Source organism: Bradyrhizobium sp. LMG 9283, assembly GCF_045571415.1.
Classification (GTDB): Bacteria; Pseudomonadota; Alphaproteobacteria; order Rhizobiales; family Xanthobacteraceae; genus Bradyrhizobium.
In genome coordinates this window covers 8668641-8681896 of the sequence record NZ_CP120691.1, presented here as the reverse complement: position 1 = coordinate 8681896, position 13256 = coordinate 8668641, and the positions used below count along the sequence as shown (strand labels likewise).

The 13256-nt window shown below is 64.4% G+C and carries 11 protein-coding genes; 3 read left to right on the top strand and 8 right to left on the bottom strand.

Annotated elements, in window-relative coordinates:
• Nucleotides 1-45: 45 nt before the first annotated feature.
• Nucleotides 46-228: a 50S ribosomal protein L32 gene (rpmF, locus tag P6U29_RS40440; RefSeq protein ID WP_007598106.1), complete on the top strand. Its 183-nt coding sequence runs from the start codon at nucleotides 46-48 to the stop codon at nucleotides 226-228.
• A gap of 141 nt (nucleotides 229-369) precedes the next feature.
• Complete coding sequence (locus tag P6U29_RS40435; RefSeq protein ID WP_407119561.1) at nucleotides 370-1011, top strand: hypothetical protein; 642 nt, start codon at nucleotides 370-372, stop codon at nucleotides 1009-1011.
• Here P6U29_RS40435 and P6U29_RS40430 read toward each other — a convergent pair whose 3' ends face one another.
• On the bottom strand, nucleotides 1012-1272 hold the full coding sequence (locus P6U29_RS40430) for a hypothetical protein (RefSeq protein WP_407115661.1): 261 nt from the start codon (nucleotides 1270-1272) through the stop codon (nucleotides 1012-1014). It abuts the gene before it with no gap.
• Nucleotides 1273-1493: 221 nt separating this feature from the next.
• Here P6U29_RS40430 and P6U29_RS40425 point away from each other — a divergent pair, with 221 nt between their 5' ends.
• Nucleotides 1494-3188: an EAL domain-containing protein gene (locus P6U29_RS40425; RefSeq protein ID WP_407115660.1), complete on the top strand. Its 1695-nt coding sequence runs from the start codon at nucleotides 1494-1496 to the stop codon at nucleotides 3186-3188.
• A gap of 103 nt (nucleotides 3189-3291) precedes the next feature.
• Here P6U29_RS40425 and P6U29_RS40420 read toward each other — a convergent pair whose 3' ends face one another.
• The 7 genes from P6U29_RS40420 to P6U29_RS40390 form a co-directional block, all read right to left on the bottom strand.
• On the bottom strand, nucleotides 3292-4800 hold the full coding sequence (locus P6U29_RS40420) for a tripartite tricarboxylate transporter permease (RefSeq protein WP_407115659.1): 1509 nt from the start codon (nucleotides 4798-4800) through the stop codon (nucleotides 3292-3294).
• A gap of 4 nt (nucleotides 4801-4804) precedes the next feature.
• Nucleotides 4805-5290, bottom strand: a complete 486-nt coding sequence (locus P6U29_RS40415) for a tripartite tricarboxylate transporter TctB family protein (protein ID WP_407115658.1) — start codon at nucleotides 5288-5290, stop codon at nucleotides 4805-4807.
• A gap of 186 nt (nucleotides 5291-5476) precedes the next feature.
• Nucleotides 5477-6454 (bottom strand): tripartite tricarboxylate transporter substrate binding protein, encoded by a 978-nt coding sequence (locus tag P6U29_RS40410; RefSeq protein WP_407115657.1) that lies wholly within the window; start codon nucleotides 6452-6454, stop codon nucleotides 5477-5479.
• 204 nt (nucleotides 6455-6658) lie between these two features.
• A complete protein-coding gene (locus tag P6U29_RS40405; protein ID WP_407115656.1) occupies nucleotides 6659-9523 on the bottom strand; it encodes a PAS-domain containing protein in 2865 nt (954 codons plus the stop codon).
• A 249-nt stretch (nucleotides 9524-9772) separates the two neighbouring features.
• Nucleotides 9773-10648, bottom strand: a complete 876-nt coding sequence (locus P6U29_RS40400; protein ID WP_407115655.1) for an acyl-CoA acyltransferase — start codon at nucleotides 10646-10648, stop codon at nucleotides 9773-9775.
• A gap of 41 nt (nucleotides 10649-10689) precedes the next feature.
• Nucleotides 10690-11670 (bottom strand): amino acid--[acyl-carrier-protein] ligase, encoded by a 981-nt coding sequence (locus P6U29_RS40395; RefSeq protein ID WP_407115654.1) that lies wholly within the window; start codon nucleotides 11668-11670, stop codon nucleotides 10690-10692.
• A gap of 56 nt (nucleotides 11671-11726) precedes the next feature.
• Nucleotides 11727-12944 carry an acyl-CoA dehydrogenase family protein gene (locus P6U29_RS40390; RefSeq protein ID WP_407115653.1) on the bottom strand — a complete coding sequence of 406 codons (1218 nt, stop codon included), beginning with the start codon at nucleotides 12942-12944 and terminating at the stop codon, nucleotides 11727-11729.
• Nucleotides 12945-13256: the final 312 nt, after the last annotated feature.

Here is a 13256-nt window from a genome sequence, read left to right as displayed (position 1 = left end):
TCGCGGACGATGCCCTGATGTCACCAATCCCTAGAGGATATTGAAATGGCCGTTCCGAGAAGAAAAACCTCGCCGTCGCGCCGTGGCATGCGCCGCTCGGCAGACGCCATCAAGAAGCCGACCTATGTGGAAGACAAGGACTCCGGTGAGCTCCGTCGTCCGCACCATCTCGACCTCAAGACCGGCATGTACAAGGGCCGCCAGGTCCTAAAGAAGAAAGAGTCCTGAAGCCAGGACCTTTCCTCAGGCGGGAGATTGGACCCGCCTGGTTTCGGCCAACCCATGAGATAGACGGTGACGGCGGCGGAGCAAATGCTTCGCCGCTGCATTGTTCTGTCCGGATATCTTGATCGAGAGGGCATCTCGCCGATGGTCGGTTTCCCGCTGCTCCTGATTCCGCTCGCGGTCTACAACATCATCGCCTTCCTGATGCCCAGCGTGTCCTTCTCGGACGTGCTGTTCAAGGTGCCGATGATCACGGGCGAGAGCTGGCCGGTCACGCTCGCCGATCTCCTGCTCGCGCTTGGCGTGGTGCTACTGCTGTTAGAGGTGGTCAAGGGCGCGCGACCGGGCTCGAAATTCCTGATGGATCATTTGCTGTCGCTGATCATCTTCGGCGCGGCCGCTGCCGAATTCGTGATGTGGCCCAAATTCGGCAACTCCACCTTTTTCCTGCTGGTGCTGCTGGCGATGGCCGACTTCCTCGGCGGCATTGCCCAGCGCACGCGCCGCCGCGTCACCTATGTCGCCGAGACCACGGTGCCGGCGCCACGCAAGGCCAAGCGCAAGCCCGAAGCACCGGATGATGCGGAGGTCGCCTCCAAGTTCGAGCCGGTGATTGCGCCGCAGCCGGCGCCGCCCGCCCCCTCGGCGCAATCCGTCGCCGAATCCGTGCTGATGGATCATCCTGCGCCAAAGCCGGTGCAGGGCGCCGCCTCGCCGGAAATTCCCTCGCCGCATCTTCAGCCGGGCAACGGCACGCCGTCCTCGCCGGATACACCGCCGCGTTGATCAAGCCACCTGCCGCGTCCGCGCGGCGACGCTTCCCAGTGGCTGCTTGCTGCCATAGGCCGTCCGCGCATCTTCGGAAGAGGCGCGGCGGAGCCGGCTGGTCTGGGGCAGATATTCGGCATTGGCGATGAGCTGAGTAACGAAGCTCGGATCGGGACGCGGCAGCGGCGCCTTGTGAACCCACTGCAACGTCGGCATCAGCGGCACCAGGGCCGTGCCTGTGCCGTCGTCCGCCGTGTCCAATCGATCGGTACTCAACATCGCAATCACCGTTGACCCGGCAAGCTTGTCGCGTTTCGGGACGCGGGTGCCGGTGCGAGTCCTGTACTCGCAAGGCCTATGCCGGCCGGGCCGGTTTGGTTCCCCGCGCCGAGGAAACGTGGTTTCCAAATTGTTTATCAACTTTGCCTAGGGTCGGGGGCGAATCTGGCTCTATTCTGGGCCGGCCCAGGACTTCTCCACTGTGCCAAAACGAGGCGATCTTGACCCCTGCATTGCCGCAAGCCTCCGACATCCTGGCCGCGCTCGGTCAGGCCGTGTTCGCCTGGGACATCGCCAGCGATGCCATCGTCTGGGGTGAGCAGGTCGCCAGCATCTTTCCCGGTATCCCCGCCGAGCGGCTCGCGACCGGCGCCGAATTCGCCAAGCTGATCGAGCCCGCGCAAACACTGCGGACCGCGGCGCTGGCGCAAACCTCCGCCGTGCATGGGGCCGATGGCACGCCCTATCGCGTCGAGTATGGCGTGCGCATGAGCGCCGGCGATCCCGTCATCTGGATCGAGGAGACCGGCCGCTGGTTCGCTGGTCCCGACGGCCGCCCCGTGCGCGCGATCGGCTCCGTCCGCATTAACAATGAACGTCACGCCCGCGACGAGGAGCTGACGAGGCTGGCCCGTCTCGACCCACTGACCGGCGAGCTCAACCGCTCGCATCTGATCGCGGCGCTCGCCGAGACGATTGAGGAGACCACTCGCTTCCGCTCGACCGCGGCCTTCATGCTGGTCGGCATCGATCATCTCGCCCGCGTCAACGATGCCTTTGGCTTCGACGTTGCCGATGCCGTGATCCTCGACATCGCCAAGCGCATTCGCTCGCGTTTGCGCGGCGGCGACGTGCTCGGGCGCTTCTCCGGCAACAAGTTCGGCCTGATCCTGAAGAACTGCACCGTCGACGACATGAATGTCGCCGCGGAGCGCTTCCTCGCCGGCATCCGCGACGAGGTGGTGCCGACGAAATCAGGCCCAGTCTCGGTCACCGCGTCGATCGGCGCGGTCAGCCTGCCGCGCTATGCCCGCAACACCGACGAGGCCGTCAACCGCGCCCATGAAACGCTGGATGCCGCCAAGCGCCGCCGCGTCGGTTCGTTCGCGGTGTGGCGTCCCGATGCCGCGCGCGACGCGCAGCGTCGCGTCAACATTCGCGTCACTGACGAGATCGTCACCGCGCTCAACGAACGCCGCATCAAGCTCGCCTATGAGCCCGTGGTCTCGGCTGCTTCGCGCGAACGCGCATTCCACGAATGTCTGGTGCGGATGGACCAGGGCGATGGCCAGGTGCTGCTCGCGCCCGACATCGTGCCGGTCGCCGAGCGGCTCGGCCTGATCCGCCTCGTCGATCACCGTGTGCTCGAGCTCGTGGTCGCCGAGCTTGCGGCTGCGCCCGACGTTTGTCTCAGCCTCAACATCTCGCCGGATACCACCATGGATCCGGATTGGTGGGCGGGGATCGAATCGCTGATGCAGGCGCATCCCGGTGTTGCCGAGCGGCTGATCGTCGAGATCACCGAGACGGTCGCGATCCAGGACATCGACGACGTTCGCGCTTTCGTCAGCCGCCTCAAGCATTTTGGCAGCCGCATTGCCATCGACGATTTCGGCGCCGGCTACACCTCGTTCCGCAACCTGCGCAAGCTCGGCGTGGATATCGTGAAGATCGACGGCGCCTTCGTGCAGAACATCACCCATTCCGCCGACGACCGCGCCTTCGTGCAGACCCTGATCGACCTCGCCCGGCGCCTCGACATCAAGACCGTCGCCGAATGGGTGCAGGACGAAGAGGCCGCAAGCATGCTGCGCGACTGGGGCTGCGACTACATCCAGGGCCGTTTGATCGGGCTCGCCTCGGCCGAGCGGCCGTGGGCGGCTTCAACGGATAGTGCGCTGCCCGCCGCAAGCTGAAGCCGTAGGGGACCAAAGCGAAGCGTGCCCACCATCGTGCTGTGTCGTTGGAAAGATGGTGGGCACGGCGCAAGCGCGCCTTTGCCCACCCTACGAGATCTCCTCACGCCCCCTCATCGAGCGCGACCAGCTCGCGCTTCTTGCGCAGTGACGGCAGCAGCGGAGCGATCAGCAGCACCAGGGCAAGCACAAGGCACGCGCCCGAGATCGGCCGCTGCACGAAAGTCCACAGATCGCCCTGCGACAGGATCAGCGATTTGCGCAGGTTGTTCTCCATCATCGGCCCCAGCACGAAGGCCAGCACCAGCGGTGCCGGCTCGTAGCCGAGCTTGCGCATGAAATAGCCGATGATCCCGAACGCGATCATTACGTAGACGTCGAAGACGTTGTTGCTCGAGCAGTAGACGCCCAGGATCGTGAACAGGATGATCAGGGGGAACAGGATGTTGTAGGGCAGCTTGAGCAGCTGCACCCACATGCCGATCATCGGCAGGTTCAGGATCAGCAGCATGACGTTGCCGATATACATGCTGGCGACGATGCCCCAGAACAGGCCGGGGTTTTGCGTGATCAGCAGCGGCCCCGGCTGCAGGCCGTGAATGACGAAGGCCCCCAGCAGCAGCGCCATCACCACGTTCGGCGGGATGCCGAGCGTCATCAGCGGGATGAAGGCGCCGCCCGCCGCGGCGTTGTTCGCCGACTCCGGCCCCGCGACGCCTTCGATTGCGCCGTGGCCGAAACGCTCGGGCGTCTTCGACAGCCGCTTCTCCAGCGCGTAGGATGCAAATGACGCCACCACTGCGCCGCCACCCGGCAGGATGCCGAGAAAAAAGCCGAGGATCGTGCCGCGGCCGACCGGGCCTGCGCTCACCTTCCAATCCTCTTTGTTGGGCAGGAGATGGGTGATCCTGGTGTTGATGATGTCTCGCTTGATGGCCTGCTCGGTGTTGAGAAGAACTTCGGCGACGCCGAACAGGCCCATCACGACGGGCACGAGGCCAATGCCGTCGATCAGCTCCATGCGGCCGAAGGTCAGCCGCGGCTGCGCGGTGATGCTGTCGAGGCCGATCAGTCCGAGCACGACGCCGATGCACGCCATCAGCAGCGCCTTCGGCATCGATCCCTGGGTCAGGAAGGTGAGCACCACGAGGCCGAGCACCATCAGGCTGAAATACTCGGCCGGGCCGAAGGCGATGGCGAGGCTGGCAAGCTTCGGGGCCACCAGCATCAAGGCGACCAGCGCAAAGGTGCCGGCGACGAACGAGCCGAAAGCGGAGATGCCGAGTGCCGGACCCGCGCGGCCCTGCTTCGCCATCTGGTGGCCGTCGATGCAGGTGACGACGGAAGCGGCCTCGCCGGGGATGTTGACCAGGATCGAGGTGGTCGAGCCGCCATACATCGAGCCGTAATAGATGCCGGCCATCATGATGATGCCGGATTCCGGCGTTCCCGACAGCGTCACGGGCAGCAGCAGCGACATCGCCGAAATCGGGCCGATGCCAGGCAGCACGCCGACCAGCGTGCCGATGAAGACGCCGATGAAGCAGTAGAGCAGGTTGATCGGCAGCAGTGCGACGCCGAATCCATGTGCCACATTGACAAGCGTATCCATGCGATCAACCGATCCCGAACAGGCCCGAGGGCAACTGGATCAACAGCAGCCGCTTGAGTACCCACCACATGCCTGATGGCACCAGCACGGCGATCGGAAGCGCCAGAGCCCAGCGCACCGGATCGATCAAGCGCAACAGCAGCAGCAGCAGCGGAATCGACGACAGCAGAAATCCCAGCGGCTCCAGCGCGAAGGAGAATGCGGTGAGGCAGGCGATGAGGAGAAGCGGCTTGCTCCAGCGCACATTCTCCCAGCGCGAGGCCAGCGTCGGCCCGCCCTCGGTGACTGCCGAGACGATGATGGCGCCTGCGAACACGCACATCAGGATGCCCGTGTAGAACAGCACGTAGCCGGAGCCGGGATCGTTGATGGTGCCGAGCTTGAGCCTCAAGCCCGACCAGATCACGAAGCCGCCGAGTGCGAGCCCGATCAGCCCGCCCCAGAGTTCGGAGTTGCTGAGGCGGAGCTTGACCTTGGTTGGATCGTTCATCGATTTTCTCTCGTGCCCCGGACGCGGCGCGGCACCATAAGTGCGTTCACGCACGTCTTCGACGTGCTATGGTGATGCGCTGCAGAGCCGGGGCCCATGAATGCAGAGGAAAAGGTGGGTCCCGGCTCTGCGCTGCATCGCTGAAGAAGCGCTGCACCGCGTCCGGGACACACTTGTGGCTTAGCGCTACTTCTTCGCAAGTCCGAGCGTCTCGATCACCTTGCGCTCGGACTCCGTGACTTCGACGACGAACTTCTTGTAGTCCTCGGTGTTCTTATAGTTCGGCACCATGTCGTATTTGGCGAGCGTTGCCACCACCGCGGGGTCCTCGACCGCCTTCTTGAAAGCATCGTGCAGCTTGGCGACGATCTTTGGATCCATGCCTTTCGGACCGGCGAGGCCGAACGGAGAGTCATAGACCATGGGATAGCCGAGCTCCTTCAGTGTCGGCACGTCGGGATAGTTCGGCGAGCGTGCGCCGGTCCAAACCATCAGGAGCCGCAGCTTGCCGGCGTCGACCAGCGGCCGCCATCCCGTGGAATCAGCCTGAAGCATGGTGTGCTGTCCCAGCACTGCGGCATTGGTCTCCGCGCCGCCCTTGAAAGGGACTTGCGTCAGCTTGATGCCGGACATCGCGGCGATCTGCTCCATGCCGATATGCAGCGAGGTGCCGGCGCCCGGCGTGGCGTAGGTCACCTTCCCCGGGTTCGCCTTTGCGAACTCCACCACGTCCTTCCAGCTCTTGAACTGCGACTCCGCGCTGGTCGTCACACCGAAGGTGTAGCCGGTGAGATGAACGATGTAGGTGAAATCCTTCGCCGGATCCCACGATACCTCCTGCATCAGCGGCAGGCGGAACACCGTGATCGGGATCTGCGAGATGGTATAGCCGTCCGGCTTCGCCGCCGCCGCCATCGTCGCGGGTCCGACCGTGCCGCCGCCGCCGGCTTTGTTGTCGATCACGATCGGCTGTCCCAGCACCTTCGAGGCGCTGTCGGCGATCGCGCGCATCGAGATATCGGTCGATCCGCCAGCCGGCCATGGCACGATCAACGTGATCGGTTTGGTTGGATAGTCCTGCGCACTGGCGGCAGTGGAGAGCAATGCGCCCATGACGGCGTGCACCGCGGCAAATGCAATCGTCTTCAGCCCGTAACCCGACATCGAAACGCCTCCCTCGCGGCGGCCTCTCTGGGACCGCCGTCGCTCGTTCTTGTGAGGCGATTGTTTCTGAAATTGAGGGAGAAGAAAAGCGCATTGCGCGGATCGCGCGCGGCGGTCGGTCGGGCAACGCCGGCAAAGCCGCTACATGCGACAATTCGTCATTTGGCCACGTGCCGAGGGACGGAATTTGACGCGCCTAAGCCGTCAGGCCACGCGCCGGACCATGTTCAGCGTCTCGATGGTGCGGCCCACCTCCGATGCGAGGCACGGCTTGCCGAAATAATAGCCTTGAACGGCGGTGCAGCCGCATTCGCGGACGAAATCGAGTTGCTCCTCGGTCTCCACCCCCTCGGCCGTGGTCTCGACGCCGAGCACGGAGCCGAGGCTTGCGATCGTTCTGACGATGGCAACGCTCTCCGGGCTTTCGCCGAGCGTGCCGACGAAGGAACGGTCGATCTTGATGCGATCGAACGGAAACTTGCGCAAGTAACTCAGCGACGAATAGCCGACCCCGAAATCGTCGAGGCTGACGCGCACCCCTAACGCGCGGAGCTGATGCAGGATGTTGATGGTCGCCTCGCTGTCGTCGAGCAGCGCAGTCTCCGTGACCTCGAGCTCGAGCCGCTGCGGCGTCAGGCCGGCTTCCGCAAGTGCGCTCGTGACCATCGCCACCAGCCCGCGGGAACGGAATTGCACCGGAGACAGGTTCACCGCGATGGTGACGCCGGGCCAGGCCGCGGCGGCCGCGCAGGCCGTGCGCAGCACCCATTCGCCGATCGGTACGATCAATCCGTTCTCCTCCGCAATCGGAATGAATTCGGCCGGAGAGACGAAGCCGCGCGAGGGATGCTTCCAGCGCAGCAATGCCTCGAAGCCGGTAAGCTCGGAGGAATCGAGCCGCATTTGCGGTTGGAACACCAGGTGGAATTCATGTCCTTCGAGCGCGCCGGCCAGATCCTGCTCCAGTGCGTGCCGGCTGCGCGCCTCTTCCTCCATCTCGGGCTCGAACAGCTGATAGGCTCCGCGCCCCTTGGCCTTGGCTTGGTACAGCGCGAGGTCGGCGCATTTCATCAGCTCGTCGGCATCGAGTCCGTGGTCGGGTGCGATCGCGATGCCGACGGAGACGCCGACATGGATCGACTGGCTTTCCAGCGGCGGGGGACGACCGATGATGTCGACCAGGCGGCGGGCGAGCTCCTCAGCCGATTGCGGCTGCGGCCCGCGCTGGAGCACGGCGAATTCGTCACCGCCGAGCCGCGCAACCGTGTCGTGCTCGCCGACATTCTCCTTCAGTCGGGCTGCGACCCAGCGCAGCAGGCGGTCGCCCGCGGCGTGGCCCAGACGATCGTTGACGGTCTTGAAATTGTCGAGGTCGAAGCAAAGCACGGCCATGGCGCCGCCGGCGATCGCAACCTGGTTCAATCCCTCGCCCATCTTCTCGCGGAACAGCGTGCGGTTGGGCAGGTCGGTGAGTGAATCGTGCCGCGCCATGTGCGCCACCCGGGCCTGGGCCTTGTGACGCTCGGTGACGTCCTCGTAGGTGACGACCCAGCCGCCATGCTCCATCCGCTTGTGATTGAGCTTGATGATGCGGCCGTCGCTCAAATGACGGTGCAGCGTGTGCTCGCCCTCGCGCAGCCTCTCGACATATTCGGCATAGAGCTTGGCGCCCGTCGTGCTCGGATGGTTGCCGAGCTCGCAGCTGTGCTCCATGATCTCCCGCATCGAGACGCCGGGCTTCACGATCTCCGGCGACAGTCCGTACATCTCGATATAACGGCGATTGCAGACGATGACGCGCAGGCTGGCATCGAGCATGCACAGACCCTGGCTCATGTTGTTCAGTGCGGCGTCGAAGCGGCGATACTGTTCGCTGAGCTGCTCGATCGCACGCTCGCGCTCGGTAATGTCCTCATAGGTGGCGACGAAGCCGCCCTCGGGGAGCGCGCAATAGCGTACCGAGATCACCGTGTCATTCGACATGCGCCGACGCATTGACGAGGAGTCGCGATTCGCGATCCTCGTGCTGGCGGCTTCGAGGAGTTGTTGCGGACTGTATTCGGAGGAGAACGCGCCGTTCGCCATCGAACGCTCGATCAGCTCGGCGAGATGGGTGCCGGGCCGGGTCTGCTCCGGCGACAGCTGGTAGATCTTGCGGTAGGTGGTGTTGCAGACGCGCAGGCGCATGTCGCTGTCGTAGAAGGCGAGCCCGTGCGCCATGTTCTCCAGCGCCGCATCGAGGATGACGTTCTGTTGCCTCAGCGTTTCCTCATACTGCAGCCGCTCCGTGACGTCCTCATGCACCGTCACCCAGCCGCCGTCGGGCAGGAAGCGGGAAACCGCCTGCACCATCCGCCCGTCATAACGCATCACCAGCAGGGTCTTCGCCTTCCTGCGGCGCACATCTTCCAGTCGGGTCTCGTGAAATTCGTCGCCCGACATGCCCGGCAGGTTGCCGCGCGACATCCAGTGCTCGATCACCGTGCCGTGCGGGACACCGGGCTTCACGATGTCAGGGTCGAGGTCGTAGAGCTTCAGGAACCGTTCGTTGCAGACGACGACACGGCCGTCGACGTCGTACATGATGAGGCCGTGCGACATGTTGGCGAGCGCGTGCTGGCTGCGCTCGGTCTGCACGCGCAATTCTGCCTCGAGCCGGGCGAGGCGGGTGACGTCGTCGCAGATCGTCATCCAACCGCCGCCTGGAAGCGGCTTCAACTCGAGCGACATGACGAGGCCGCTCGCCAGCCGCTGCTCGGTTTGGAACGGCTTTCCCCCCGCGATCTGCGCGATCCGCGCCGAATACAGCGCGTCGAGCTCGCTTTCCGGAAAGTTACCACGGCTTGCGCTGTGCGCGAGCACCTCACGGTAGCTCGTGCCGACCCGCACGATGTCGGCCGACATGCTGAAAAAGGAGAGGTAGCGCTGGTTGACCAGAACGATCCGGTTGTCGGCATCGTAGACGCAAACGCCTTGCTCCATGTGGTCGAGCGCAAGCTGGCTCAGCGCGACCAGGGCGTCCGGGCCCTGCTCGCTCCGTGCACCGGGCTCGTTGTTGCGGGTCGACATCATGGGGTCGGCGGGACCTCGGCAGGCAAAAGACTTAACGCAACCTATTTCAGCCGCCGAGGGTAGCGAAGAGCCCGGAAAATTCCCTTAAGCGCAGTAGTTTACGGAGGGTGACTGACGATAGAGAGCTGTGTGTAGTGAGGCCCAGTCCCAGGCACCGGCCTTTCACCGTGCCGGAGCGAGGCTCACCACGCTGCGCGCGGCGAGCACCTCGGGATGACGGTGCTGGACTGCTGGCTGCGGTTCTAATTACGGCCCATACAACACGAGTTCCGTGTCGGTGAGGTCGGCGAGCTGTGGCCGGTGCGGCCCCTTGAAATATTTGCGGCCGCGCCGCTCGGTGTACATGCCGACGAGGCCGGGAATCGGCTCATTGGAATCGACGGCCACCGAAATCTTGCCGAGCCGCAGCAGCAACTGGCCGATGCGGCCGGCGCATTCGGCATATTCGGCGGCACTCCGGCAATAGATCAGCTTCATGGCGGGCGGTGCGATGAAACCGCGGCGGATGCGCACCGGTTGCAGGATGAAGGGGAACGTTCCCTTCGGCGTGCGACAGACGAGGCTGAGGCAGTTGTAGCGCGCGTGCCGCGTCAGCAGCGCGGTCTCCTCATCGGAAAGCCCATCGATCGTCTTGGCGTGCTGCGGGATCACCTCGATCTTGCTCCAGCGCGGCGCGCGCGCCAGCGCAGGGACCGAGAAGAATATCCCGCGGCAATAGGCGCGAAAGCCCTGCGTCTCGATGATCGGCCAGGTCCATGGCGCCGGACTGATGTTGAAATAAGTGACGTCCCTGTGCCGCTGGGCGATCTTGGTCAGCAGCGGAGCGTAGTTGCGGTAGGCCGGCTCGACATACCAGCTCGACAAATTGCACCGGATAGCGGTCTCTTCGCCGACGTTCCGCGCGGTGTAGATCAAGAGCAGCACGCCGACCGGCGTGCCGTCGTCGTCGAGCATGTAGCCAAAGCGCGGATAACCGTCCGGCACGGGTCGGAAGGCCTGCCGGCGCAGGCCTTGAATCCAGTATTCGCGTGAACGGCCGACGAAGCCGCGCGTCAGCAAGTCCGCAATCTTGTCGACGTCGGACTCGGTGATTTCGCGGCATCGAACCTTGGTATGGATCACGCTCGTCTTGCCCGTGGAAATGGTCGGCCTCGTGAGTTGCGTTAGCGCCAGCCTTCGCCGTGGGCACCTGCCGCAACATGCGGCTGCAGGCCCAGGACGTCCCGTACCTTGGCAGGCCAGGCGGAAAGATCGGTGCCGTGGGTGTGGAACATGGCAACAGCCAGACGGTCCATGCCGAAGGCAACGCAGCCGGTATGGGCCGGCTCGCCATTGGCGTCCTGGATTCCCCAGGTCGTGCCGAAATGGTCGCGGTGATAGTTGAAGCTCATGCAGGCGGTCGGCTGTTCCTCCGAGCGCAGCGGAATGAGGAGCTCGAACTTGAGCTGCTGCTGCTTCTGACTCACCGCCTTCATCTGGCCGACCCTGCCGAAGAACGGATCGCTGGCATAGTCGACGCGGAAGGTCAGGCCGAGGTCGCGGGCGATCGCCCGCGCGCGCACCATCCAGCGCTCGCGGAAATCGGCGACGTCCTCGGGCGTGCCAATGCAGACATATTCGCGCATCCGGAACGATTGCAGCCGGTCAAGATGCTTCGACGGCTCGCGGCGGAAGCAGTCCGCAGCGACGTCGAAGCGCAGGCCGCCCTTGGGCAATTGGCCACGGCTCGCCGCGATCGGATAGACGGGATAGCAGGCGGCCGGAGACAGCACGAGGTCGGCAGGCGAGAGCGATGTGGTCCAGTCGCCGCCGGCATCGAACCGGCTCACCGCGGCGTTGATCTCGCGTTCGGTGCCGTGCAGGCCACAGACGCAGCCGAGCAGGTTCGGGAAGCTCTTGAGATAGCCGGATTTCTCCAGCTGGGCGCGGCTCATCACCGGCGGGAAGCGCATCACCTCGGTGCCGGTCTCGCGATGACTGGTGATCAGCGCAGCGAGCTTCTCGACGATGCCCTCGTAGAGCGCGGTGCGGGCGTAGACGCCGTCCGAGCCCATGCGGTGGAACAACTTGTCGGCGAGATGATCGAGCGGATCAACGATTTGCGGCGCGGTTTCCGGCGAATTGGGGAGGACGGCAATATTCATGGGTCGATGTCCTGCTATCTCGAAATTGTTCTTGTTGGTCTGGTCGGGAAGGCACGTCAGTCGTGAAGGCTCGACGGCACGCCGCTCATCAGCGTCGAGGTGGCGGCGTTGGCCAGAATGCGGTCGTTGTTGATCATGATCGGCGACGACAGCACATCGCGGAGGTGACGGCCCATGGTGAACTCGCCGTCGTTGCGGTAGCCGGAAAGGCCCGCGGTGCGCATCGCATGCATCACGGTCTCGACCGCGAACTCGGAAGCCTGCACCTTCAGCAGCGTGATCGAGGACTGGAAATCGAGCGAGCCGAGCGCCCGCTCGTCATGCTCGGCGCTGGCGAAGGCGTCGATGTTGGCGGCGATCAGCGCGCGCAGCTTGGCCAGCGACATCTTGGCGGCGGTGAAGTGCGCTGCGGCCGGGGGCATCTGGCCGCCGGAAGAGCGCGCCGCCTTGCGGATGAAGGCCTGCGCGCGGGTCACGGCCGCAGCGGCGATGCCGGCCCAGGCCGACGACCAGCACAGATGCGCGAACGGCGTCATGGTCTGGGCGTGGATCTTGTCGTAGGATTCCGGGAAAACGCGGTCGGCGGGGCAGTCGACCCTCAGCTCGAACCCGGTCGAGCAGGTGCCGCGCATGCCGAGCGTTTCCCAGCCGAGCGTCCGCTTCAGCGAATAGTCGTCCTTGGCGAGCGCCAGCAGCACCTGGTCGGAGGCGGCGGCATCGGTAGCGCGGCGGGCGATGGTGACGAGGCCGTCGGCTTCGGCACCATAGGAGATCACGGTGGCGTCGCGCACGAGCGAGACGGTGTCGCCGGCATGGTCGACCGCGGCGGCGCTGGCGCGGATGTTGCCGCCGTTCTGGCCCTCGGTGGTGGAGGAGGCGAGCAGCCACTGGTCGCGGGCGACCCGGCGCATCATGGTCTCCATCCAGGGAATGCCATGGCCGTGCCTGATGACGCAGGCGACCTTGGTCTGGTGCATCGCGTAGATCATCGCTGTGGAAGCGCAGGCGCGCCCGAGCGTGTAGCAGATGTCGGTGACGTCATAGATCGAGGCGCCGAAGCCGCCGAACTCGACCGGAACCATCACACCGAGCAGCTTTTGCTCGCGTGCGACGTCGAAAGCTTTGTGCGGGAAGCGGGCGTCGCGATCGACCCCGTCTGCGTCGGCTGCGGCCGCTGCGGCGGTCCGCGCGGCGCGCTCGATCAGGGAGGGACCCTGCTCGAGAAATCCGGTCTGCATTTCGTCGACAGTGAGGACTGCTTCACGCACGTTCATACTCGTCCGCCTCCGGTTTGCCGTTCGAGATCGCCGGCATCATTCGCGATGCCGCTTGCAGCGATCCTCCGGCCATCTTTGCTTGTGAGACGAGGCTACGGATTTAATTCAAATTCGTCGATGAAATAGAGGGTAAACAAAACCCAATTCCGAACGAACAGTTAAGGTCCGGTTGTTTGCATCACCCGATTTTCCAGCATCGCGTTAGGACTCTGGAAGAAGCCTGAATTTCGGACAATCTGAGTCATCGTTTACTAAGAAGCGCGAAGTATTGGTGTCGCCCATTGCAGGACCGGCAGGCCGTGCCCATCG